Annotated in this window: 19 protein-coding genes and 1 pseudogene; 12 read left to right on the plus strand and 8 right to left on the minus strand. The window is 73.2% G+C overall.

Annotated elements, in window-relative coordinates; translation table 11 throughout:
- The first annotated feature begins 25 nt into the window (after nt 1-25).
- Nucleotides 26-514 carry a hemerythrin domain-containing protein gene (locus tag ACQP0N_RS24545; protein WP_433114407.1) on the plus strand — a complete coding sequence of 163 codons (489 nt, stop codon included), beginning with the start codon at nt 26-28 and terminating at the stop codon, nt 512-514.
- A 27-nt stretch (nt 515-541) separates the two neighbouring features.
- Here the strand turns inward: ACQP0N_RS24545 and ACQP0N_RS24550 are convergent, their stop codons facing one another.
- Nucleotides 542-928 carry a MerR family transcriptional regulator gene (locus ACQP0N_RS24550; protein ID WP_433114408.1) on the minus strand — a complete coding sequence of 129 codons (387 nt, stop codon included), beginning with the start codon at nt 926-928 and terminating at the stop codon, nt 542-544.
- A gap of 59 nt (nt 929-987) precedes the next feature.
- On the opposite strand from ACQP0N_RS24550, the gene ACQP0N_RS24555 reads away from it, so the two are divergent.
- Both ACQP0N_RS24555 and ACQP0N_RS24560 read left to right on the plus strand, forming a co-directional pair.
- On the plus strand, nt 988-1,974 hold the full coding sequence (locus ACQP0N_RS24555; RefSeq protein ID WP_433114410.1) for an aldo/keto reductase: 987 nt from the start codon (nt 988-990) through the stop codon (nt 1,972-1,974).
- A gap of 136 nt (nt 1,975-2,110) precedes the next feature.
- The gene (locus ACQP0N_RS24560; protein ID WP_433114412.1) at nt 2,111-3,010 is read left to right on the plus strand and encodes a TIGR01777 family oxidoreductase; all 900 of its coding nucleotides are present in this window, start codon (nt 2,111-2,113) and stop codon (nt 3,008-3,010) included.
- A 108-nt stretch (nt 3,011-3,118) separates the two neighbouring features.
- Here ACQP0N_RS24560 and ACQP0N_RS24565 read toward each other — a convergent pair whose 3' ends face one another.
- On the minus strand, nt 3,119-4,357 hold the full coding sequence (locus ACQP0N_RS24565; protein WP_433114414.1) for an extracellular catalytic domain type 1 short-chain-length polyhydroxyalkanoate depolymerase: 1,239 nt from the start codon (nt 4,355-4,357) through the stop codon (nt 3,119-3,121).
- Between the two features lie 211 nt (nt 4,358-4,568).
- On the opposite strand from ACQP0N_RS24565, the gene ACQP0N_RS24570 reads away from it, so the two are divergent.
- Nucleotides 4,569-6,395: a DUF2079 domain-containing protein gene (locus tag ACQP0N_RS24570; protein ID WP_433114416.1), complete on the plus strand. Its 1,827-nt coding sequence runs from the start codon at nt 4,569-4,571 to the stop codon at nt 6,393-6,395.
- 63 nt (nt 6,396-6,458) lie between these two features.
- On the plus strand, nt 6,459-7,100 hold the full coding sequence (gene lipB, locus ACQP0N_RS24575; RefSeq protein ID WP_433114418.1) for a lipoyl(octanoyl) transferase LipB: 642 nt from the start codon (nt 6,459-6,461) through the stop codon (nt 7,098-7,100).
- A gap of 21 nt (nt 7,101-7,121) precedes the next feature.
- On the opposite strand, the gene aspS is transcribed toward lipB, so the two are convergent.
- Nucleotides 7,122-8,408 carry an aspartate--tRNA(Asn) ligase gene (aspS, locus tag ACQP0N_RS24580; protein WP_433114420.1) on the minus strand — a complete coding sequence of 429 codons (1,287 nt, stop codon included), beginning with the start codon at nt 8,406-8,408 and terminating at the stop codon, nt 7,122-7,124.
- Between the two features lie 443 nt (nt 8,409-8,851).
- Here aspS and lipA point away from each other — a divergent pair, with 443 nt between their 5' ends.
- Together lipA and ACQP0N_RS24590 are read left to right on the plus strand one after the other, a co-directional pair.
- Entirely contained in the window at nt 8,852-9,847 is a 996-nt protein-coding gene (lipA, locus tag ACQP0N_RS24585) for a lipoyl synthase (RefSeq protein ID WP_355049343.1), read from the plus strand.
- Between the two features lie 53 nt (nt 9,848-9,900).
- Nucleotides 9,901-11,502 (plus strand): hypothetical protein, encoded by a 1,602-nt coding sequence (locus tag ACQP0N_RS24590; protein ID WP_433114422.1) that lies wholly within the window; start codon nt 9,901-9,903, stop codon nt 11,500-11,502.
- A gap of 8 nt (nt 11,503-11,510) precedes the next feature.
- On the opposite strand, the gene ACQP0N_RS24595 is transcribed toward ACQP0N_RS24590, so the two are convergent.
- Entirely contained in the window at nt 11,511-14,408 is a 2,898-nt protein-coding gene (locus tag ACQP0N_RS24595) for a helix-turn-helix transcriptional regulator (RefSeq protein ID WP_433114424.1), read from the minus strand.
- A gap of 149 nt (nt 14,409-14,557) precedes the next feature.
- Nucleotides 14,558-14,728 carry a hypothetical protein gene (locus tag ACQP0N_RS24600; protein ID WP_355049340.1) on the minus strand — a complete coding sequence of 57 codons (171 nt, stop codon included), beginning with the start codon at nt 14,726-14,728 and terminating at the stop codon, nt 14,558-14,560.
- 206 nt (nt 14,729-14,934) lie between these two features.
- Here ACQP0N_RS24600 and ACQP0N_RS24605 point away from each other — a divergent pair, with 206 nt between their 5' ends.
- Entirely contained in the window at nt 14,935-15,618 is a 684-nt protein-coding gene (locus ACQP0N_RS24605) for a DUF4191 domain-containing protein (RefSeq protein ID WP_355049339.1), read from the plus strand.
- Nucleotides 15,619-15,678: 60 nt separating this feature from the next.
- On the opposite strand, the gene ACQP0N_RS24610 is transcribed toward ACQP0N_RS24605, so the two are convergent.
- Nucleotides 15,679-16,077 (minus strand): RDD family protein, encoded by a 399-nt coding sequence (locus ACQP0N_RS24610; RefSeq protein ID WP_433114427.1) that lies wholly within the window; start codon nt 16,075-16,077, stop codon nt 15,679-15,681.
- Nucleotides 16,078-16,371: 294 nt separating this feature from the next.
- Here ACQP0N_RS24610 and glnA point away from each other — a divergent pair, with 294 nt between their 5' ends.
- From glnA to ACQP0N_RS24625, 3 genes are all read left to right on the plus strand, one after another.
- Entirely contained in the window at nt 16,372-17,796 is a 1,425-nt protein-coding gene (gene glnA / locus ACQP0N_RS24615) for a type I glutamate--ammonia ligase (protein WP_425734302.1), read from the plus strand.
- Nucleotides 17,797-17,902: 106 nt separating this feature from the next.
- On the plus strand, nt 17,903-18,268 hold the full coding sequence (locus tag ACQP0N_RS24620) for a PadR family transcriptional regulator (RefSeq protein WP_355051491.1): 366 nt from the start codon (nt 17,903-17,905) through the stop codon (nt 18,266-18,268).
- Entirely contained in the window at nt 18,265-19,230 is a 966-nt protein-coding gene (locus ACQP0N_RS24625; RefSeq protein WP_433114430.1) for a hypothetical protein, read from the plus strand. The genes ACQP0N_RS24620 and ACQP0N_RS24625 overlap by 4 nt, the downstream gene beginning before the upstream one ends.
- Before the next feature lie 148 nt (nt 19,231-19,378).
- Here ACQP0N_RS24625 and mptB (ACQP0N_RS24630) read toward each other — a convergent pair whose 3' ends face one another.
- Together mptB (ACQP0N_RS24630) and mptB (ACQP0N_RS24635) are read right to left on the minus strand one after the other, a co-directional pair.
- A complete protein-coding gene (mptB, locus tag ACQP0N_RS24630; RefSeq protein WP_433114432.1) occupies nt 19,379-20,866 on the minus strand; it encodes a polyprenol phosphomannose-dependent alpha 1,6 mannosyltransferase MptB in 1,488 nt (495 codons plus the stop codon).
- A 24-nt stretch (nt 20,867-20,890) separates the two neighbouring features.
- Nucleotides 20,891-22,290: pseudogene (mptB, locus tag ACQP0N_RS24635) on the minus strand (polyprenol phosphomannose-dependent alpha 1,6 mannosyltransferase MptB).
- A gap of 44 nt (nt 22,291-22,334) precedes the next feature.
- Here mptB (ACQP0N_RS24635) and ACQP0N_RS24640 point away from each other — a divergent pair.
- Entirely contained in the window at nt 22,335-23,909 is a 1,575-nt protein-coding gene (locus ACQP0N_RS24640; RefSeq protein WP_433114434.1) for a hypothetical protein, read from the plus strand.
- Nucleotides 23,910-23,912 lie beyond the last annotated feature (3 nt).

Raw genomic sequence — 23,912 nt, forward strand, 5'->3', positions numbered from 1 at the left:
GAGGGCATGGAGGCGCGGGGACAGCATGAGGACGAACGTGCACCCACCCGGTTCACCGACCGATCGGCTCGCCGCCGTCGGCAACCAGATGATCGAGATCCACCTCTGGCTCCGCACGGAGCTGGCCCGCCTCCGGGCCGACCTGGACGCCCCCTCGCGGGACCTACGGGCCCACTGCCTGACCTTCTGCGCCGCGCTCGGCCGCCACCACACCGGCGAGGACGCGGGCGCCTTCCGGGTCCTCGCCGACGAGGTGCCCGAGCTGCGCCCGGTCCTGGCCAACCTGATCGTCGACCACGAGGTGGTGGCGGGGATCCTCGCCCGGGTCGAGGAACTGCTCGGCGACGACCGGCCGCTGCCGACGGCTCAGGTACGCGCCGAGCTGGACGGGTTGGCCGCCCTGCTGGAGACACACTTCCGCTACGAGGAGAAGCGGCTGGTCAGCGCGTTGAACGCGCTCGCCGGCCGGCCCGGGACTGCCGAGCAGTTGCTCGGCCTGACCGCGCCGAGCTGAGCCGCGCGCCGACCTGGTCCCCCGCGATCACCGACCCTCGTCGGGAGCGGGCGGACCGGGCAGCCGCTCGTAGAAGCGGATCTTCTCCCGCAGATGGTCGTACTGACGCCGCAGCAGGCGCATCTGCTCCTCCACCTGCGCCGCGTGCTGTTGCAGCAGCTCACGCCGCTCGTCGACGGTGTGCTCACCCGCACGGGCCAGCGACGCGTACCGGCACATCTGGGCGATCGGCATCCCGGTGTCCCGCAGGCAGCGGAACAGCAGCAGCCAGCTCAGGTCGTCGTCGGTGAAGACGCGCTGACCACCCGGCGTACGACCCACGTCGGCCAGCAGGCCGATCTTCTCGTAGTACCGCAGGGTGTCCAGGCTGAAGCCGCTGCGCCGGGCGGCCTCGGCGGGGGCGTAACCGGTCATGCCCCGGATGCTAGCCAGCCCTTGACCTGGAGCGCACTCCAGATTGGAGGCTGGTCCGCATGACGACGACACGCACGCTGGGACGCAGCGGCATCGAGGTGAGCGCGATCGGGATGGGATGCTGGGCGATCGGCGGTCCGCTCTGGGGTGACGGGGGGCAGCCGTTCGGTTGGGGCGAGGTCGACGACGACGAGTCGATCCGTACCATCCACCGGGCTCTCGACCTCGGGGTGACCCTGTTCGACACGGCCAGCAACTACGGTGCCGGGCACAGCGAGCGCGTCCTCGGCCGGGCCCTCGCGGGCCGCCGGTCCGAGGCGGTGATCGCCACCAAGTTCGGCAACGTCAGCGACGAGGAGACCCGACGGTGGCTCGGCACCGACGCCAGCGGAACGTTCGCCGTCCGCAGCCTGGAGGACTCGCTGCGCCGCCTCGGCACCGACCACGTCGACCTCTACCAACTGCACATCAACGAACTGCCGACGTCCGCCGCGCTCGACCTGGTCGACACCCTCGAGGGCCTCGTCGACCAGGGCAAGATCCGGGCGTACGGCTGGAGCACCGACAACGCGGCCTCGGCGGAGGCGTTCGCGGCCGGCGGACCACACTGTGCCGCCATCCAGCACGACGAGTCGGTGCTGAGCGACAACGCGGCGGTCCTCGCCGTCTGCGACCGCCACGACCTGGCGAGCCTCAACCGGGGGCCACTGGCGATGGGGCTGCTCACCGGCTCGACCCGGGCGCCCGGCGCGGACGACGTACGCGGTCGTGCGCCCGAGTGGCTGCGGTGGTACACCGACGGCCGTCCGACGCCGGAGTGGGCGGCGCGGGTCGAGCAGGTCCGTGCGGCGCTCACCGCCGACGGACGGACCCTCGCTCAGGGCGCGCTCGGCTGGCTGCTGGCCCGCAGCCCACGGACGGTTCCGATCCCCGGCCTACGCACCGTAACCCAGGCCAATGAGAACCTGGAAACCCTGAAGCTGGGCCCCCTCCCCCCCGAGGCGTACGCCGAGGTGGAAAACCTCCTGTCCGACCTACGCCCCTGACCCACCTCGCCGATCTTGCACTTTCGGTGGCGACGAAACGGGCCTGGCCCGACATAACGGCGACACAAAGTGCAAGATCGGCGAGGAGTGGCGGCGGGGCGCGTCCGGGGAGAGGGTTTTCGACGAAGATAACGGCATGCGGATCCTCATGGCCGGCGCGTCCGGCTTCCTCGGCACCCGGCTGGGCGACCGGCTCGTCGCCGACGGGCACCAGGTCACCCGACTCGTGCGTCGGGCGCCGCGCGACCCTCACGAGCGGCAGTGGGACCCGGCGGCCGGTCAGCTCGACCCGGCCGTGGTCGCCGAGGCGGACGCGGTCATCAACCTGGCCGGCGCGGGCGTCGGCGACAAGCGCTGGAACGACGACTACCGGCGGTTGATCCGCACCAGCCGGGTGGACAGCACCACCACGCTCGCGACGACGATCGCCGGCCTGCCCGAGAGCGACCGACCCCGGGCGCTGCTCAACTCGTCCGCCGTCGGCTGGTACGGCAACACCGGCGACCGGGTGGTCGAGGAGGACGCCCCCGCCGGCGACGGTTTCCTGGCCGACGTCTGCCGGGTGTGGGAGGCCGCGACCCGACCGGCCGAGGACGCCGGGGTACGCGTGGTCCGGCTCCGCACCGGCCTGCCGCTGCACCGCGACGGCGGTCTGCTCAAGCCGCAGTTGCTCCCGTTCAGGCTGGGCATCGCCGGGCGGCTGGGCAGTGGGCGACAGTGGCTGCCGTGGATCTCCATGCGGGACTGGCTGGACGCGACCCTCTTCCTGCTGACGCACGACGAGATCGCCGGCCCGGTCAACGCGGTGGGCCCGAACCCGGTGACGAACGCCGAGTTCACCCGCGAGCTGGCCCGACAGCTGCACCGCCCGGCGATCATCCCGATCCCTGCCCTGGCGCTCAAGGTGGCCCTGGGCGGCTTCGCCCACGAGGCCCTGACCAGCACGAGAGTCCACCCCAAAGTCCTGACGGAAGCCGCCTACCCCTACGCCCACCCCACCCTCCCCCAGGCCCTGAAAGCAGCCCTCCAGGACTGACCCCACCCTCACCCAGTTGATCAAGAGGTTTGCGTCATCCGGGGGCCGGAATCTGACGCAAACCTCTTGATCAACGCGGTCCAGCCGGGGCGGCGGGGGCAGGGAAGGTCAGCAGCCGATCACCCAGTAGTTGGGAGCGGTCTGCTTGAGGGTGCTCGTGTAGAAGGTGTTGTAGAGGCCCATGCGCTGGTTCGAGCCGTTGGCGTAGGCGTAGCCGCCGGACTGGTACGCCCGGCCGGCCGTCACGTGGGCGTAGTTGGTCGCCGTCACGCAGGTCGGCGGCGTGGTCGGGGTCGGGCTCGCCGTGGGCGTTGCGGTGGGGGTGGGCGACGGAGTCGAGGTGGCGGGCGGGGTCGTGGGGGTGGTGCCGCCGTTGTTCAGGCCGAAGAAGAGCGCGTCGCGGTACGTCGAGCAGATGGTGTCCAGGAAGTACGCGGCGGCGGTGCCGCACTGGTCCGTCCCGGAGCCCGGGTCGACCGGCGTTCCGTGCCCCATGCCGGAGACGCGGTAGAGGCGTACCTCGTCGTTGCCGTACACCTCGAGGCTGGTGTTGCCCGGCAGCGACGACGTGCTGGTCGGCGTCTGCGAGATCCCCCGCACGTTGGTCCACTGGTCGCGGGACTCGGTGCCGTTCAGCGGGGTGACCGTGGTGTCCGACGTGCCGTGCCAGATGGCCACCCGGGGGCGCGGGCCGGTGTAGCCGGAGTAGGCGCCCCGGACCAGGTCGCCCCAGGCCGCCGGCGTCTTGTCCGTACCCGGGTTCATGCAGCTGAACGCGTTGACCATGCTGGTGGCGCAGCGGTACGGGATGCCCGCGATGATCGATCCGGCGGCGAAGACGTCCGGGTAGGTGGCCAGCATGACGGCGCTCATCGCCCCGCCGGCGGAGAGGCCGCTGACGAAGACCCGCGAGCCGTCGACGGCGTAGTTCGCCTTGGCGTGGTCGACCATCTGCTTGATCGACAGCGCCTCGCCCTGGCCTCGGGCCGTGTCGCCGGACTCGAAGAAGTTGAAGCAGGAGTTGGCGTTGTTGCCGGAGGGCTGCTGGGCGACGATCAGCGTGAACTTCCACTGGTCGGCGTACTTCTGCCAGCCAGAATTCGCGAAGTACCCGGAGGCGTTCTGGACGCACCCGTGCAGCAGCACCACGGCCGGGGAGTTGGCCGGCAGGTTGTCGGGCCGGTAGGCGTACATGGCGAGGTTGCCCGGGTTGGATCCGAACCCGGTGACCTGGGTGAGGCTGGCGGCCTGGGCGGGCGTGGCGAGGGTGATCGCGCCCGCCACGGCGAGGACGAGCCCGGCGGCCGCACCGGTCAGCCGGGTGAGGAGGGACGGGGAGCGGCGCACGGAGGCCTCCTGACAGGGCAGACTGTGAACTGGGTCACGGTCAAGTTGCCGAGACGTTACGACGGCGTGTCGCCGACCCGATATGGGGCGCGTTCACACATTCACGACAGCCGTTGTGTACGCCGAACTCCTCCCGCCACGGCAGCACCAGAGCTGACAACAACCGCCGGTCTGACCGGCTCGTCCAGGTCCGATTGGTAACGTCCGCTGCGTGCCGTCCTCCCCGTCGCTGGCCACCGGGCCCGCACCAGCGTCGTCACCGCGTACCCATCGGGACCTCCGGGCCGACCTGATCGTCGCGCTGGTGGCGCTCGCGCTCGCCGTCTGGGTGACCAGTGGGCTGTGGCGGGATCCGAACGTCCGCACGATCACCGTCAACTCCAGCGACCAGGCGCTCTTCGAGTGGCTGCTGGCCTTCGGTGGGCACGCGGTCACCCACGGGGAGAACCCCTTCTTCACCTACCTGATCAACGTCCCGGACGGCGTAAACCTCGCGGTCAACACCTCGATCACGGTGTACGCGGTGGTCTTCGCCCCGCTCACGTACCTCGTCGGGCCACCGGTGACGTTCCTCGTGATCCTCACCCTGAACCTGTTCGCCACCGCGCTGGCCTGGTACTGGCTGCTCTCGCGGCACCTCGTCCGCAACCGGCTCGCCGCCGCCGTGGGCGGCCTCTTCATCGCCTACTCCCCCGGCATGGTCTCGCACGCCAACGCGCACCTGAACTGGACCGCGGGCTGGCTGGTCCCGCTGTTGATCTGGCGGCTGTTCGCGCTGCGACGGCCCGGGCACTGGCTGCGCGACGGGGTGATCCTCGGCGTGCTGGTCGCGGTGGCCTTCTCGATCGCCGCCGAGGGCCTGTTCTTCGCCGCTCTCGCGCTCGGCGTGTTCGTCGCCGTCTGGGCGTTGCACCCGGCCCACCGGGCCGAGGCCCGCGCCGCGCTACCCACGTTCCTGCGCGGGCTCGGCGTGACCGCCGTGGTGGCCGGCGTGCTGCTGGCGTACCCGCTGTGGTTGCACTTCGCGGGGCCGCAGCGGTTCCACGGCACCGGCTTCGACCCGGTGATCCACTCCGAGGACATCGCCGCGTTCGCCGCGTTCCCGCGCCGCTCGCTGGCCGGGGAGGTCGGGCTGGGGACCGCGCTGGCGCCGAACCCCACCGAGGAGAACTCGTTCTTCGGGGTCCCCCTGCTCGTCCTCGCCGTGGTCTGCTTCGTCGCGCTGTGGCGACGCGCCGACCCCGGCCGCCGGGCGGTCCTCTGGGCGCTGGGCGTCGTCGCGGTGATCTTCTCGGTGCTGTCCTTCGGGCCGGTCGCGAAGATCGACGGGCGGCGTACCGACCTGCCGATGCCGTTCGACATCCTCGGCCAGTTCCCGGTGGTGAACGCCGCGCTGCCCGCCCGGCTGGCGCTGGTGGTGGCCCCGGTGATCGGGGTGCTGCTGGCGTACACCGTCGAGCAGTTGCGCACCTCCCCACCCCGGCACCGCTCGACGGAGTTGGCCTGGGCGATCGGGTTCGCGGTGGCCCTGCTGCCGCTGCTGCCCACCCCGCTGCTGACCGACGAGCGGGAGCCGATCCCGCGGTTCATCACCTCGGGCACCTGGCGGGAGTACGTCTCCGACGGCAACACGTTGACCCCGGTGCCGCTGACCGTGGACATCTACCCGGACGGCCAGCGCTGGCAGGCGTACGCCCTCGCGCACCGCCACGGCGAGTTCGCCATTCCGGGCGGCTTCTTTCTCGGCCCGGGCGGGCCGGACGGTCGAGGCCGGATCGGCCCGGTGCCACGCACCCTGAGCGCGCTCATGGACCAGGCCGGCCGCACCGGGCTGGTGCCGATCATCACCGACGGCACCCGGACGGAGGTCCAGTCCGACCTGCGGCACTGGCGGATCGAGACGCTGGTCCTCGCCGACGCGGTGCACGGCGCGAAGTTCGAGGTGGACGAGGCGGCGGTCCGGCGTACCGCCACGGCACTGTTCGGCGAACCGGAGCGGGTCGACGACGTCTGGCTCTGGCGCGTCCCACCGGCCTGATCTCTGCGCCGGTGAGGCGGCTCACCAGGGATCGAAGCCGGATACGGGACTAGGCTTGACGTCGTGACGACCACGACCCCCGGCCTGACGGCCGTCCGCGCCGGCCTGCTCGACTACCAGGCCGCCTGGGACGAGCAGCGACGCCTGCACGAGTCGGTGGTGGCCGGCGAGCGCGGCGACACCGTGCTGCTGCTGGAGCACCCGAGCGTCTACACCGCCGGCAAGCGCACCGAGCCGTGGGACCGTCCCATGGACGGCACCCCGGTCGTCGACGTGGACCGCGGCGGCAAGATCACCTGGCACGGGCCGGGTCAGCTCGTCGGCTACCCGATCGTGCGACTGCCCGACCCGGTGGACGTCGTGGCCTACGTCCGTCGCACGGAAGACCTGCTCATCGGCGTGTGCGCCGAGTTCGGCCTGGCGGCGGGGCGGGTTGACGGGCGCAGCGGAGTCTGGGTGCCCGAGGACGACCGGGGGCCGGCCCGCAAGGTGGCCGCCATTGGCATCCGGGTGGCCCGGGGGGTCACCCTGCACGGCTTCTCGATCAACTGCGACTGCGACCTGACGTACTTCGACCGGATCGTGCCCTGCGGCATCCGCGACGCGGGCGTCACGTCGCTCACCGCCGAGCTGGGCCGGCCGATCACCGTCGCCGACGTGCTGCCGGTGGTCGAGCGCCGGCTGTCCACCCTGATCGAAGTCTGAGCGCACAGCCGGCGTCCGCTCCTACGGGGTCAGCCGGTGCAGGTCGCGCGGGAACGCGGTGACCTCCCGGACGTTGGCCGCGCCGACCAGACGCGCCACAAACCTCTCCAGACCGATGGCGAACCCGCCGTGCGGCGGCATGCCGTGCCGGAACGCGTCCAGATAGCCGGCGTAGGGCTCGACCGACTCACCCCGGGCCGCCAACGCCGCCAGGTAGTCGGCGTGCCGATGCAGCCGCTGCCCGCCGGTGACCAGCTCCATGCCCCGAAAGAGCAGGTCGAAACCGTTCGAGTACGCGGGCCGCGCCGGGTCCGGGTGGGTGTAGAAGGGTCGCTTCGCCATCGGGTAGCCGGTGACGAAGAGGAAGTCCGACCCGTGTTCGCGCAGCGCCCACTCGCCCAACGCCCGCTCGTGGGCCGGCGCGAGGTCCGGCTCGTCGGCGGGCGCACCGGCGATCGTCAGCGCCTCGGTGAAGTGCACCGCCGGGATCTGGGCCGGCACGGCCGGCAGGTCGACGCCGAGCGTCGCCAGAGCGCCGCCGGCGCGCTCGCCCACCGCGCCCAGCATCTGAGCCACTGTGTCGCGCAGTACGCGCATCACGTCCCGATGGTCGGCGACGAACCCCAGCTCCGCGTCGAGCGACGTGTACTGCGCGAGGTGGCGGACCGTGTCGTGCGGCTCGGCGCGGAAGACCGGCCCCACCTCGTAGACGCGTTCGAAGACACCGACCATCAGCTGCTTGTAGAACTGCGGTGACTGGGCCAGGTACGCGGGCCGGCCGAACCAGTCCAGCGCGAACACGTTCGCCCCGCTCTCGGTGCTGGAGCTGACCACCTTCGGCGTGTGGACCTCCACGAAGTCGCGGGCGTCGAGCGCGGCCCGGAAGCCGGCAACGGCCGCCGCCGAGACGCGCAGCGCCGCCGAGCGGGTCGGGTGACGCAGCGCCGTCGGGGCGTTGTCGAGCTGGGTGGGCAGGCTCGCGGTGAGCATCGGCCGGTACAGGTCGAACGCTGGCGCCTCGGCGGGTGGGCCGAGCAGTCGTACCGTCGGGTCGGTCAGCTCGACCCCGGCGGGCGCGGCGGCGTTCGCGGTGGCCGTCGCGGTCACCTCGACGACGGTCTCCTCGGTGAGTTTCTCCAGTTCGGCGCGGACGGCCGGGTCGGTGACGACCACCTGGGCCAGGCCGGACGCGTCACGCACGATCAGGAAGGCCACCGACTTGAGCAGTCGGCGTCGGTGTACCCAGCCGGCGATCCGCACGGTCGAGCCGACCTGGGCGGCCAGTTGGTGGGACAGGGTTCGTCGCATGGCGGACTCCTCGGTCGTTCGCCACGCCGTCGCCGCCCGGGGGCGGCGAAGCGTCGCGTCAGCCCCAGGGAGGTGTGGGCGAGCGGGAACCTCGCGGTGCCACCACACCTTCGCCCCCGCCGAAGCGGGAGCCTCGTTCGTCGCCTGTTGACCGGGGCCAGCCGGGCGGGCTCTACTAGGCGTCGCCGCCGTTCTGCCCGCAGCTCGGGAGGGTCTTCACGCACCCGTCGCCAGACCGCCTCTCAGCACCGGCGGCTCTCTGCTCTGGCGGGTCGGGAGGCTACTCGGCTCCGTCGTCGCTGTTGGCGGCGACGCTAACACCCCGAGGCCGTGCGTGTGACGCCATTTTTCGGCTTACCGGTGTCCGGCGTCACAACGTCAGCGGCGTGACGCCGGTCGCCTGACGCACATAGACGGCCACCATCCGGCGTAGGCTCGTTTTCGTGACGATCGAGCACTCCGCGCCGACGACCGGCCAGGCAGCGCGCTCCGCAACGGCCGCCCCCGAGGGGCGTCGCCTGCTGCGGATCGAGGCGCGCAACGCCGAGACGCCGATCGAGCGCAAACCGCCGTGGATCAAGGTCAAGGCCAAGATGGGCCCGGAGTACACCCAGTTGCGCGGGCTCGTCTCGCGCGAGGGGCTGCACACGGTCTGTCAGGAGGCCGGCTGCCCCAACATCTACGAGTGTTGGGAGGACCGGGAGGCCACCTTCCTCATCGGTGGTGACCAGTGCACCCGGCGCTGTGACTTCTGCCAGATCGACACCGGCAAGCCGGCCGAGTTCGACGCCGACGAGCCCCGTCGCGTCGCCGAGTCGGTCGTCTCGATGGGCCTGCGCTACGCCACCATCACCGGCGTCGCCCGGGACGACCTGCCCGACGGCGGCGCGTGGCTCTACGCCGAGACCGTCCGGCAGATCCACGCCCTCCAGCCCGGCTGCGGCGTCGAGCTGCTGATCCCGGACTTCAACGCCGTACCCGAGCAGTTGGCCGAGGTGTTCGGCTCCCGGCCCGAGGTGCTGGCGCACAACGTGGAGACCGTGCCGCGCATCTTCAAGCGCATCCGCCCCGCGTTCCGATACGACCGCTCGCTCGACGTGATCCGGCAGGCCCGCGCCGACGGCCTGGTCACCAAGAGCAACCTCATCCTGGGCATGGGCGAGGAGCGTGCCGAGGTCTCGCAGGCGCTGCGCGACCTGCACGAGGCGGGCTGCGAGCTGATCACCATCACGCAGTACCTGCGCCCCTCCCCCCGGCACCACCCGGTGACCCGCTGGGTCAAGCCGGAGGAGTTCGTGGAGCTGCGCGAGGAGGCCGAGGAGATCGGCTTCGCCGGGGTGATGAGCGGGCCGCTGGTGCGCTCGTCGTACCGCGCCGGCCGGCTCTACCAGCAGGCGCTCGACGCTCGCGCCGCCAGCACCGTCGCCACCGCCGGCTGACCCGCCGACAGCGCCGCACGGACCGTGCGGCGCCCGGATGTCATGATCGTGCGATGACCGCCGGGGTACGCGACCAGCCGCGCGGCGCGGATCGACCGCGTCCGCGGCCCGGCGCGCAACTCGGACTCCTCGGCTGGCTCACCGGGTTGGCCCTGCTCGCCGGGGTCGGCTACCGGCTCTGGCTGCTGGGCCAGGCCACTCCGCCGACGAACAGCGACGAGGCCACCATGGGGTTGGCCGCGCTGCACATCGCCCGGGGCGAGGACTTCCCGGTCTGGTTCTACGGCCAGCAGTACATGGGCACGCTGGAGGCGTACCTGGCCGCGCCGGTGTTCGCCCTCGCCGGTCCGTCGCTGTTCGCTCTGCGACTGCCCACGCTGGCGCTGTACGCGCTGTTCCTGCTGCTGGCCTGGCGGCTGACGCTGCGGTTGACCGGGGACCGCTGGTTCGGTCTGCTGGTGGTCGTCCTGCTCGCCCTCGGGGCCGACCGGATCGTCAAGAACCAGTTGATCGCCGGCGGCGGCTACCCCGAGATGAACGCCGTCGGGGTGGCGCTCGCCCTGCTCGCCGTGGACCTGGCCGCCGGCCGACCCGAGTGGCGGCTGACGCGCTGGGCGACCTGGGGATTCCTGGCCGGCCTGATGCTCTGGGTCGATCCGCTGGTGCTGCCGTACGTCGTGGCGACCGGCGCGGTGCTCGTCGGGTTCCGCCACCGGGAGCTGCGCGGCCGGGCCGGCGCGCTGGTCGGGGCGGCCGTCCTGCTGGGAGCCGCCCCGCTGCTCGCGGACAGCCTGTCGACCGGCCGGAACCCGGTGCACGCGGTGCTCGCCGCGGGTGGCGCCGACGCCACCGCCGGGTGGGCTGCCCGGCTGCACGGCGGGTTGCTGGTCGGACCGCCGCTCGGGATGGGCTTCTGCGACCCCGGCGCCTGTGCCACCTGGCAACTGTGGTGGGCGTACGCGCTGCCGGTGTTACTCGTCGTCGCGGCCGGCACGGCCTGGCGCACCCTGCGTCGACCTCCCACCTCGGCCGGCACCGATGATTCGCCCCGCGTCGCGGGAGCGGTACGGCTGGCTCTCGTGCTGGCCGCGGTGGCGACGCTCGTCGCGTACACCGTGAGTAGTTCCTCCGGCCTGACCCCGGCGGAGAGCGCCCGATACCTGTCCACCCTGCTCATCGCCGTGCCGGCGCTGCTCTGGCCGGTCTGGACGCGGGCCCGGTCGGGGTCGACGGCGTCCCGGCCGGTCGCGCTCGCCGTCCTGGCCGCCACGCTGCTCACGACCGCCTGGGCCACCGCGCAGGCGGCGCGGACGGCCCCGGCGACCGGGGCCGCCGAGGCCCGACACGCCGAGCTGGTGACCACGCTGCGTGACCTCGGTGTACGACACGTGCGCGCCGGCTACTGGACCTGCAACCGTCTCACCTTCGCCAGCGCGGAGCGGGTGGTCTGCGCGGTCGTCGACGACGACCTGCGCCCCGGCTTCGACCGCTACCCCGCGTACCGCCGCGAGGTGGAGCACGCGGCCGCGCCCGCCTGGGTGGCGCCGACCGGCTCGCCGCTGGCGGCCCGGCTCGACGCGCGACCCGGCGTGGGCCCGGACGCCCTCGACGTGGTCATCCTCGACGGCTGGCGCATCTACCTCCCGCGCGGCTGACGGCGACGTCAACCCCGGGCGGCGGGCTCGGCCAGCAGGCCGAGGCGGTGGGCCAGCGCGGCGGCCTCCCCCCGGTTGGTGACGTCCAGCTTGGCGATGATGCGGGAGACGTGCACGCTTGCCGTCTTCGGTGAGATGAACAGGCGCTCGGCGATGCGGCTGTTGCTGTGCCCCTCGGCGACCAGCCGCAGCACCTCCCGCTCCCGGGACGTCAGCAGGTCCGGGCCGGTCCCACCGGCGCCCGCCGCGCGCAGACCGACCCGCCGCGCCAGGGTGGCGGCGGCCCCGGCCAGCGGCGTCGCGCCGAGCCGCCGGGCGATCTCGGCCGCCTCGGTGATCGCCGCCGACACCTCGTCCCGCTCGCCGGCCAGGGCGGCGGCCTCCGCCAGCGCCAGCAACGCCCGGCCCAGAGGGTACGGCTGCCCGTCGGCCCGCCACGCCCGCACCGCCGTCCGCCACGTCGGCAACACCTCGTCGTCGGCCGCCAGCAGGGCGTCGACCTGGGCGGAGTGCGCCCGCGCGGCCGGGTGCCGCGCCGGCAGGTCGGCCGCGAGCGCGGCCACGGCGGCGGCCAACTCGACGTCACCCGTGCGGGCGGCGGTACGCGCGGCAGCGCTCAGCACCGGCCAGCCCTCGCGGGGTAGCTGCGGCAGGCTCTCGTCGGCCACCGCCACGCGAGCCGCGCGTACCGCCTCGGACACGTCGTCGGCGGCCAGCGCCGCCTCGATCCCCAGCTCGTGCAGGGGCAGTCGGTGGTTCGGCCACAGGTAGGGCCGGCCGAGGAAGGCCAACGCCCGCTCGACCAGCTCGTCGGCGCCCGGATGCGCCCGGGCCAGCCGCAGACCGGCGCACACCTGGAGCCAGTGCAGGCCGGTCACGCCGGACAGGTCGATCCGGGCCGCCTCGGCGCACACCGTCTCCGCGTCGTCCCAGCGGCCCAACGCGATCAGCGCCTCCGCCCGGTTGGACAGCAGGTACGCCCCCGTCGAGCGGCTGATCCCCACCCGCCGCGCCTCGGCCATGCCGGCCTCGGCCGCCTCGGCGGACTCGGCGTAGCGGCCCGCCTCGCAGAGCAGGTCCGACTGGAACACCTTGGCGAGCACCAGGGCCGGCACGTCACCGGACGCCCGGGCCGCCGCCTCGGCGCGGTCCAGCTCCGCGAGCCCTCGTTCGCCGTCCCGTTCGCCCTGGCAGAGCAGCGCGATCCGGGTCGCGAGCAGGGCCGGTTCCGCGCCCAGCGCCTTGGCGTCCGTGGCAGCTTCGGCCGCCACCTGGGCGGCCTGCGCGGCATCGATCTTGACCAGGTGGGTGGCGACGTCGGCGAGCAGCCGGACCCGCTCGACACCGGGCGGACCGCCGGCCGCCAGGCGGTACGCCTCGTCCAGCTCCCGCCGGCCGTCGCTCTTGCCCAGCAGGGCCATCAGTCGGCCCCGCTGGTCCAGCAGGCGGGCGGCGCGCAGCGGCGCGGCATCGGCGTCCACCTCGGCCAGTCCGGCGCGGGTCAACGTGATGGCCCGGCTGAAGTCGCCGGCCGTCACCGCCGCGTCCAGCGTCTGCTCCAGCAACGCCAGATGGTCCATGCCCAGCAGGTCGGCCGCGTCCGGCACCAACTCCCACAGCTCCAACGCCCGCTCCAGCAGGCGACGCTGCTCGGCGTAGGCGTACCGGTCGGCGGCGGCGCAGGCCGCGACCCGAGCGGCGACGAGGGCACGGGGATGGTCGTGCGCCGCGTACCAGTGGTGGGCGATCTCGGCCGGGGCGCGGCCGGCGACGACCAGGTGCGGCTGCGCCTCGATCGCGGCGGCGAACCGCGCGTGCAGCCGGGCATGCTCGCCGGGCAGCAACTCGTCGTGCACGGCCTCCCGGACCAGAGCGTGCCGGAACTCGTAGTCGCCGTCCCGGTCGGCCACCACCAGTTGGGCCGCGACGGCCGCGCGCAGCGCGTCCTCCAACTCGGCCTCGGGCAGGCCGGCGACCTCGGCGAGCAGGTCGTGGGCGAAGCGGGTGCCGCCGGCCGCGGCGATCCGCAGGACCCGCTGGGTCGGCTCGGGCAGCCGGTCCACCCGGGCCAGTAGCAGGTCCCGCAGCGTCTCGGGGATCGCCGCGCAGCCGATCGGGTCGCCGGCCACCGCCAGCTCCTCGATGAAGAACGGATTGCCCTGCGTACGCTTGTGGACGTCGTCGACGGCACGCGGCGCGGGCTCGCCGCCGAGCAGGTCGGCGAGGATCGCGCCGGTGCCGTCGCGGTCCAGCCGGCCCAGCTCGACCCGTTCCACACCGCGGGCCCGGTCCAGCTCGGCGAGGAACGGGCGCAGCGGATGTCCGCGCTGCAACTCGTCGGTGCGGTACGTGCAGACCAGCAGCAGCCGACCCGGCCGCGCGGCCCGGACCAGGAAACCGATCAGATCCCGGGTGGACCGGTCCGCCCAGTGCAGGTCCTCGATCACCAGCAGCAGCGGCCGAACGTCGGCGAGCCGCTGGAACAGCTCGGCGACCAGGTCGAACAGGTATCCGCGCGGGGCGTCGGTCAGCGGTCCCGCTCGCGACACGGTCGACGCCGTCGGCGTCCGGCCCAGCTCCGGCAGCAGACGGGCGAACTCCGCCTCGAAACCGGCGAAGACCTCCGGCCCGTCGGCCCGCAGCACCGCGCGCAGCGCGGCGGCGAACGGGGCGAACGGCAATCCCGCCTCCCCCAGTTCCAGGCACTGGCCGACCAGCACCCGGCTGCCGGCGGCGGTGGCCCCGACCGCGAAGTCCTCCAACAGCCGGGTCTTGCCCACCCCCGCCTCACCACCCACCAGCACGGTGGCCGGCTCGCCCTTCCCGGCCCGACCCAGCGCGTCGTGCAGCGCCGCGATCTCGCGCTGGCGGCCGACAAGGACGGAACTCGCGGCACGGAGGGTCACGGGACCGAGCATGCCATGACCGGACGACACCGCGACCCCGCCGGCCGGCCCGCGCCATGGCGGCCCGGCCGGCGGTCGCGGCCTCGTCCCGCCGCCCCCGTTTGGCGACGGGACGGGCCGGTCGGCCGTGTCGGGTGGCGCGGTCGCGGTCACCGGCGGTCGTCGCCCGTGCGGCGGACCGGCTGGCGGCGGCCCGTCCAGGTACGGCCGGCCCGGCGCGTCACCGAGCGGGCCAGTCGCTCCGCGGCGGCCTCGGCCCGCAGCTCGGCGGCCTGGGTACGGTGCAGGGAGAGCAGGAAGTCCACGTCGTTGCCGAACATGTCGGGCTCCTTCGTCGCGTCGTCGTTCGCTGCCGACAACTCTTCGCGTGAAGGCCCCGACCCGACATGGGCACACCGCCTCATCTCTCCCGGCGGCACCCTCCTTACCCGCCCGATCCGGGCCGCTGAGGGGACGTAAGGTACTCAGCCGGGCGGCACCCGGACGCGGATCAACCCGGGCGACGGGGACCACTAGACTCTGCGGCATGGCAAAGCCCCAGGAGAAGGTCTCGTTCGGCCAGCGGCTGAAGCAGATCGGGATGGTGTTCCAGTTCACCGCCAAGCAGGACCGGTGGTTCGCGCCGCTGGTCGCCGCAGCGGTGCTCATCCCGCTCGCGCTCACCGTGGTCGCGGTGATCCTCTGGGGCTGGATCTGGCTGCCGCTGGGCATCCTGTTCGCCCTGCTCGCGGTGCTGATCGTGCTGAACCTGCGGTCCAACGCGGCGATGATGAACGCCGCCGAGGGGCAGCCCGGCGCGGCGGCGCAGATCATGGACAATATGCGCGGCGACTGGCGGGTCACGCCGGCCGTCAGCTCCACCACCCAGATGGACATGGTCCACCTGGTGATCGGCCGGCCGGGCGTGATCCTGCTGGCCGAGGGCAACCCCCAGCGCGTACGCGGCCTGCTCGGGCAGGAGAAGCGTCGACTGGCCAAGGTCATCGGCTCCGCCCCGCTGCACGACTACGTGATCGGCCAGCAGGAGGGCGAGCTGCCGATCCGCAAGCTGCGCAACACCCTGCTGCGGCTGCCCCGCGCGCTCAGCGGCAAGGACGTCAACGCGCTGGACAGGCGCCTCAAGGCGCTCACCGCCCGTCCGCAGATGCCCAAGGGCGCGATCCCGAAGAACATGCGCCCGCCGGGCGGCGCCCGTCAGCCGCGACGCTGACCTCGTACCCGAAGAGAGCCGGACCCCACGGGTCCGGCTCTTTTTCGTGGAAGTCGACCGTCAGGCGCGGGGGGCGTCGACGACGACGGAATCGACGAGCCGGTCGTGGATGCCCCGGCGGTGCTCGTCCATGATCAGCGCGGGGACGACGAGCGCCAGCAGCACGCCCCGGGCCAACGCGCGGAGCACGCCGATCCGGCCCCCGTCGTGCCAGTTCACGCAGCGGACCTTGGTGATGTACATGCCCGGTGTCTGGGCGAACAGGCCGAGGAAGAGGCCGTACTCCAGGATCAGCACGAGCACCGGCGCCCAACCGTCGCGTACCGGATCGGCGAAGATGTTGGCCACCAGCAGGCAGAGCACCCAGTCCACGATCAGCGCGCCGAAGCGGCGGCCCAGGCTCGGCGGGGTGAAGGTCGGGTCGCTGGCCGGCGCTGCCGGGACGTGCGGATTGGTCACAGCGATCAAGGGTATCCGCGTCCGAATCGAGGCCACCGAGGAGCCGTCGAGGTGCCGCCGAGGTGCTGCCGAGGAGCCGTCACCACAGCGTGCCGATTCGGGCCAATGGCCTCAAGTGTCATTACACTGGCACAGCCGGTACGACGTTCGCGCAGGCTGAGTGCGTGGACAGGAGCATCCCTGACGCTCCGCGAGGGACGTAACACGGCAGAAACACTGAAGACATGGCCGGGCAACTCCCCGGCCATAGCGTCCCCAGGACGCTAGCCACCCGTGGACGTGCCAGGAGGATGTGTGTTCGCCAATCCCGAGGAACTGCTGCGATACCTCAAGAACGAGGACGTGAAGTTCGTCGACGTGCGTTTCTGTGACCTGCCCGGTGTGATGCAGCACTTCAACCTGCCGGTCGAGTCCGTCAACGACGACCTCTTCACCGACGGCCTCGCGTTCGACGGCTCGTCGATCCGCGGTTTCCAGGCGATCCACGAGTCGGACATGCTCCTGCTCCCGGATGTCGCCACCGCGTTCATCGACCCGTTCCGCGCGCAGAAGACGCTCGCGCTGAACTTCTTCATCCACGACCCGTTCACCCGCGAGGCCTACAGCCGCGACCCGCGCAACGTCGCGAAGAAGGCCGAGGCGTACCTGGCGGCCAGCGGCATCGCCGACACCGCCTACTTCGGCGCCGAGGCGGAGTTCTACATCTTCGACTCGATCCGCCACGAGACCTCGGCGCACCAGTCGTTCTACTACATCGACTCGATCGAGGGCGCCTGGAACACCGGCCGCGATGAGGCGGGCGGCAACCTCGGCTACAAGACCGCCTACAAGGGCGGCTACTTCCCGGTGCCGCCGGTCGACCACTACGCCGACCTGCGTGACTCGATCGTGCGTCGCCTGGTCGACACCGGCTTCACCGTGGAGCGCTCGCACCACGAGGTGGGCACCGCCGGCCAGTCCGAGATCAACTACAAGTTCTCGACGCTGCTGCACGCCGGCGACCAGCTCCAGCTCTTCAAGTACATCGTGAAGAACGAGGCCTGGGCCAACGGCAAGACCGCCACGTTCATGCCCAAGCCGCTCTTCGGTGACAACGGCTCCGGCATGCACACCCACCAGAGCCTCTGGCTCAACGGTGAGCCGCTGTTCTACGACGAGACCGGCTACGCCGGCCTGTCCGACATGGCTCGCTGGTACATCGGCGGTCTGCTGCACCACGCCCCGTCGCTGCTGGCGTTCACCAACCCGACGGTCAACTCGTACCGTCGCCTGGTGCCGGGCTACGAGGCCCCGGTCAACCTGGTCTACTCGCAGCGCAACCGCTCCGCCTGCACCCGCATCCCGGTGACCGGCAGCAACCCGAAGGCCAAGCGCGTCGAGTTCCGCGTGCCGGACCCGTCGGCAAACGTCTACCTGGCCTTCTCGGCCATGATGATGGCCGGCCTGGACGGCATCAAGAGCAAGATCGAGCCGCCGACGCCGATCGACAAGGACCTCTACGACCTCCCGCCGGAGGAGTGGGGCGACGTCAAGCAGGTTCCGGGCTCGCTGCCGGCCGTGCTCGACTCGCTCGAGGCCGACCACGACTACCTGCTCGAGGGTGGCGTCTTCACCCCCGACCTGATCTCCACCTGGGTCGACTGGAAGCGCGCCAACGAGGTCGACCCGGTGCGTCTGCGCCCGACCCCGCACGAGTTCGCCATGTACTACGACTGCTGAGCAGTCACACCGCTCTACCGGCCGGGCCGGCTCCACGATCGTGGAGCCGGCCCGGCGCGCTTTGTAACGCCCCCCGATATACCTTCGGGTCCGATATATTGTCGCCGTGGACATACCGCTGCGCGAACCCACCTTCCTGATCCTGACCGCGCTCGCCGTTGAGCCGATGCACGGCTACGGACTGATCGGCGAGGTCGCCGCCCTCTCCGACAACCGCGTGTCGCTGCGCCCCGGAACGCTCTACGGCGCGCTGGACCGGCTGGTCGACGCCGGCCTCGTCGAGGTCGACCGGGAGGAGGTGGTGGACGGCCGACTACGCCGCTACTACCGCCTCTCCCCCGACGGCGACGCCACCCTCAGCGCCGAGACCGAACGGCTGCGACGCAACGTCGAGGCCGCCACCGCCCGGCTCGCCGCACGGGCCCGCGCCGCCCGACCGACCACCCCACGCCTCGCCGGAGGCCTCGCATGACCGAGCTCGAGCGCCGTTACCTCCGGCTCCTCGCCGCGTACCCCGCCGACTACCGGCGGGCCCGGGGCGCCGAGATCGTCGGCACGTACCTGGACCTGGCCGAGCCGGGCCGCCGCTGGCCCACCCCGGCGGACGCCGTGGACCTCCTCCGCGGCGGGCTCCGCCAACGGGTACGCGCCACCGGCGTCACCGACCTGGTCCCCGGGGTACACCTCGCGGCGGCCCTGGCCCTGCTCACCGCCACCACGCTCGCCGGCATGTGGACCGTGCTCGAACTGCGCCCGGCGCTGCCCGGCTTCGGCGAGCCGTCCGCCGGGCCGTTCGTCTCGCTCGGCATCGTGGCGTGGGTCGGTTGGCTCCTCGCCGCGGGTGTACAGGCGCTGGCACCCGGCCGGTGGCACCGACGCGCGGTCGCGCTCGCGCTGCTTCTCACGGTCGCCCTCGTCCCCGCCGCCGCGCTCACCGGCCTGCCCCGTCCGCCGTTGTTCGTGCTGCTCCCGCAGGTCGGGTTGGGTGTGGTCGCGCTCGGCGCGTCCCGCGCGCGGCCGGTGTCGCTGCGGGTGGCGCCGCTGCTCGCCGCCGTCGCCGGCCTGGCGGCGGCCGCAAGCCTGACGCCGGGAAGTTTCGCCTGGACCTATCGCGCGGTGAGGGCGATTCTGATGTTGCAGGACACCGCCGTGGCGGTGCTCGCGGTGGCCATGCTGCTCGCGGTGGGACTGGCCGTACGCGGCGACCACCGGGGCGGGTGGGCCCTGTTGATCCTGCTCACCCCCGTGGGTCTGCTGGCCCTGCTACCGCTGGCCGGGGCGGCGGACGGTATGCCGAGCGCGTTCGTCCCGAACTGGACGGCGCTCGCCGCGACGGCTGCCGTGGTCGCGCTGGTCGGCCCCGCGCTGCTACCGGTGGCCCTCGCCGTCCGCGCCCGACTGGCCCGACCCCCCGCGCCGAGCGCCCACCGCTAACCGCACCGCACCCGCACCCGCACCCGCACCCGCACCCGCACCCGCACCCGCACCAAGATCGTGCTCGATCCTGGATGTAGTGGCCTCGAACGCGCCAGAAGCCACTACATCCATGTTCGAGCGCGATCTTCGCGCATCCGACCGATGGTCACGGATCTGGCGAGCGCTCCGGTGCGTACCGCCGCATCCGGAGGAGCAGGAACAGGAGCAGGACGGTCATCGCCAGAGCGCCGGGGGCCTTCGTGAAGCGGGCCAGGTTGGTGCCGTCGGGCAGCGCCAGGAAAGTCGCCACGGCGGCCGGCAGCGCGAACCACGTCGTCCGGGCGGCGGTGAACGCGAGCAGGGCCAGCGGCCAGGTCGCGTACCAGGGGTGGAAGACCGGGGACAGGACGACGGTGGCGACCAGGGCCAGGCCGGCGCCGTGCAGTACCGCGCGGCACCGTGCCGCACCAGCCGGTAACCCACCCGAGAAGGACGGCAACCCGCCCAAACGGGCGGCAACTCGCCGCCACGTGCGCCACCAGAGGGCCACGAGCACGACCGCGAGCAGCAGCAACGCGACCACGCGGGTCACCGGCACGGCCTGCGTGTCGCGCCCGACCAGCGCGCCGGCGTAGTCCACCACCATGCCGACGGCGGTGGGCGGCGACGTCCACTGTTCGGAGTCTCCGCTGCGGGTCAGCCCGCCCACCCAGCCGAACCCCAGGCCGGACAGGGCCGAGGTGACCAGCAGCGCGCCCAGGAGCCCGCCACCCAGCCACGCGCCGCTGCGGAACACCGTCCGGCCGGATGCTCCCAACAGCGCGACGAACGGCAGCACCACCACGGCGCTGGCCTTCACGGTCACCGCCAGCCCGAGCAGCGCGCCGGCGAGCAGCAGCGCGGCGGGCCGACGGGGCCGGCGGACCGCCACCAGCAGCCCGCACAGCAGCAGACCCAGCATCACGGCGTCGTTGTGCGCGCCGCCCACCAGGTGTACGCCGACCAGCGGCGCGGCCAGCGCCAGCCAGGCCGCCCGCCGGGTCGGCACGCCGGTGGCCCGGGCCAGCGGAGGCAGGCAGAACGCGGCCAGCAGCAACCCGGCCACGGCGATGACCCGCAGCAGTAGGACAGTGCCGGTGAGCCCGCCTCCGAGAGTCACCGCGAGCGCCGCGAGCAGCACGAACACCGGCCCGTACGGTGCCGGCGTGTCCCGCCAGATCGGCGCCACCGTCTCCACCCACGGGCAACCCGAGGCGGCCACCCCGACGGCGTACGGGTCGACACCGTGCGCGTAGGTCCAGCCCTGGCAGGCGTACGAGTAGACATCGCGGCTGCCCACGGGCGGCGCGAGCAGCAGCGGCAGCGCCCACAGCCCGGCGGTGACGTACGCCCACCGGCTCGACGGCGCACCGGCGCGCAGTGACCACCACGCTCCGACGAGCAGCGCGGTGCCGACCAGCCAGCAGGCCAACGTCGCCGGGCCGACCGGGGCTCGCCAGATCGACACGGGCGTGACGTTCAGCGGGGCGTCGGGCAGCGCCCCGCCGAGATAGCCGGCGACGGCGAGCAGGACCGCGCCGACCAGGCCGGCGTACCGGGCAAACCGGGCGGCCAGCAGGCCGGGAAGCGGCGAAGGTGCGCCGGGAGTGGTCACCGGCGCACCTTCCTCCTAGTCGACCTAGTCGGCGGCGACCGGTTGGCGGGACGCCCGAGCCGACCGTACCAACCGGATGGCCAGCACGATCACCAACAGCGTCATCAGTGGCGCCCCGACCGTCTTGGTGTACCGGGGCAGCCCGGTGCCGTCGGGCAGCACCAGGAACGACGCGACCAGCGCCACCACCGTGAACCAGCCGGTACGCCGGGCGGTGGCCGCCAGCACCGCGAGGGGCCAGACCCAGTACCAGGGGTGGAACAGCGGCGCGAGGGCGACCGTGGCGGTCAGCGCCACGGCGGCGTACCACAGCGGCTCCCGGGTGCGGGCCCGCCACCACAGCCACACCAGCAGCACCGCCAGCACCGCGACGCCGACCCCCGGGTGACCGCGAGCGCGTCGACGTGCCCGCCGAAGGGCACCGCCAGGTAGCCGACGGTCTGCCCGACCGCCGTGGACGGCGACGTCCAGGCGATCACGTCACCGCCTCGGGCCAGGCCGCCGACCCAGCCGAAGTCGAGGCCGGCGGCGAAGGTCACCCCGACCACGACGGCGACCGCGCCGCCGACCACCCAGCCGCCGTGGCGGATCAGCGCCCGGATCGAGTACCCGCCGACGATCGCGGCCAGCGCGGCGAACGGCACCACGACCAGCGCCGTCACCTTGATGCCGGCGGCGAGTCCGAGCAGCACGCCACCGGCGAGCAGCGGTCCGGGGCGACCGGGCCGGGAGGCGATCACGGCCAGCCCGGCGACGAGCAGGCCGACCATCAGGGCGTCGTTGTGCGCGCCGGAGACCAGGTGCACGGCGACCAGCGGGCAGGCGAGCGTCAGCCAGACCGCCCGGGAGGCCGGTACGCCCACCCGTCGGGCCAGCACCGGCAGGCTGACCGCCATCAGCGCGACCCCCGCCACGGCGATCAGCCGGAACACCACGATCGCGCCGGTCAGCGAGCCGGTGGCCTTGACCACCGCGCCGGACAGCACCACGAACAGCGGCCCGTACGGTGCCGGGGTGTCCCGCCAGATGTACGAGATGGTGTCCAGCCAGGGGCAGGGCAGTGCGGAGACGCCCTGCTCGTACGGGTTGATCCCGGCGGCGTAGCTGGCGCCCTGGCAGGCGTACGCGTAGACGTCGCGGCTGGCCAGCGGGGGCGCGATCAGCAGCGGCAGCAGCCAGAGCCCGACGGTGACCAGCGCCCAGCGGGTCGACGGCACGTCGTCGCGCAGCGACCACCAGGCGTACGCCAGCAGCGCGGTGCCGACCAGCCAGGCGATGAGCACCAGCGGCCCGTGCGGGCCCTGCCAGATGCTGACCGGGTTGCTGCGCAGGGGTGAGTCGGTCAGTGCGCCGCCCAGGAACGCGGCGACGGCGAGAAGCGCCGATCCCGCCAGTCCGGTCCAGCGCGCGAGGTGGTGAGGCACGCCGGACATGCTGCCAGTACGGTTGTCGCGGTACGGAGGTGGGCATGCGGCGCAGTCGGGTGGTGGCGGTGGCCGCCGGTTGCTCCGTCGTGCTCGGCGCGCTCTGGCTGGCCCTGCCGCTGATGGGCTCGGACCTCGCCGCGCAGGTCGCCCGCGCCGACTTCTTCGCCGCCCACGGGCTCACTCCGGTGGATCTAAGCTGGTACGGCGGGGTCCAGCAGTTCGGCTACAGCCTGGTGTCGCAGCCCGTGATGGCGGTGCTCGGCGTGCGGGTGACCGGTGCGCTGGCGCTGGTGGCGTCGGCGACCGCGCTGGCGGCGCTGCTGGTCCGCAGCCCAGTGCCGCGTCCGCTGCTGGGCAGCCTGATCGGCGTGGTCACGCTGGCCGGCAACCTGGTCTCGGGCCGGGTGACGTACGCCCTCGGTGTCGCCTTCGGGCTGGGAGCGCTGGTCGCGCTGACTCGGGGCGTACCCCGTGGGTGGCGTCTTGCCCTGGCCGCGGCCGGCGCTTTGCTGGCCTCGGCGACGAGCCCGGTGGCCGGCCTGTTCGTCGGCCTGGCGGGCGCGGCGCTGCTGCTGGCCCACCGGTACGCCGACGGGCTGGCGCTCGGTGTCGCGGCGGCCGTGCCGCTGGGCGCGACCGCGGTGCTCTTCGGCGACGGCGGCTGGATGAACATCAGCCGGACCGACACCGTGCGGGCGGTGGTGACAGGACTGCTGGTGGCGGCGCTGGGGGCGTACCGGCCGGTGCGGTTCGGCGCGCTGCTGGCCGCCGCCGGGGTGCTGGTCGCCGCCGGAGTGCACACGCCGGTGGGGTTGAACGCGACCCGGTTGGCGACGATGTTCGCGCTGCCGGTGCTGGCCGCCGCCGCCCGCCCGCCGGCCTGGCTGACCCGCCGGCACGCGCCCGGCACGGCGACGCCCCGGCTGTTGGGTGGGATCGGCCTGGCCGCGCTGCTGGTGGCCGTCTGCGGGTGGCAGCCGCCGGTGGTCCCGGCGGACCTGCGGAGCGTCGGCGACCCGACCAGCGCGCCCGGCTATCACGCGCCGCTGCGCGCGTTCCTGGCCGGGCAGCGGCTCACCGGCCGGGTGGAGGTGCCGCCGACGCGCAACTACTGGGAGGCGGCCCGCCTCGGTGAGGTGCCGATGGCCCGCGGCTGGTTGCGGCAGGCCGACATCGACCGCAACCCGCTCTTCTTCACCACCGTGCCCGGCGCGACCGGCACCGGCGTGCCGCTCACCCCGGCGAGCTACCGGGCCTGGCTGGCGGAGAACGCCGTGCAGTACGTGGCGGTGCCGGACGCCCCGTTGTCCTGGGTGGGGCGGGCCGAGGCGGAACTCGTCGAGGGTGGCCTGCCGTACCTGACGCCGGTCTGGTCCGGCCCGCACTGGCGGGTCTGGGTGGTGGCCGACCCGACGCCGCTGGTCGCCGCGCCCGCCGAGCTGGTCCGCGCGGACGGCGCGGCAGTCACCTTCCAGGCCCCGGCCGCCGGCCCGGTGGCGGTGCGCGTGCGGCACAGCCGCTGGCTGACCGCGTCCGGCGGCGCGACGGTCGCCGCCGACGGGGACTGGACCATCGTCACCGTCCCCCGCGCCGGCGAGTACACCCTCGGCAGCTGAGGC

It is taken from the genome of Micromonospora sp. CA-246542 (assembly GCF_050942905.1).
Classification (GTDB): Bacteria; Actinomycetota; Actinomycetes; order Mycobacteriales; family Micromonosporaceae; genus Micromonospora.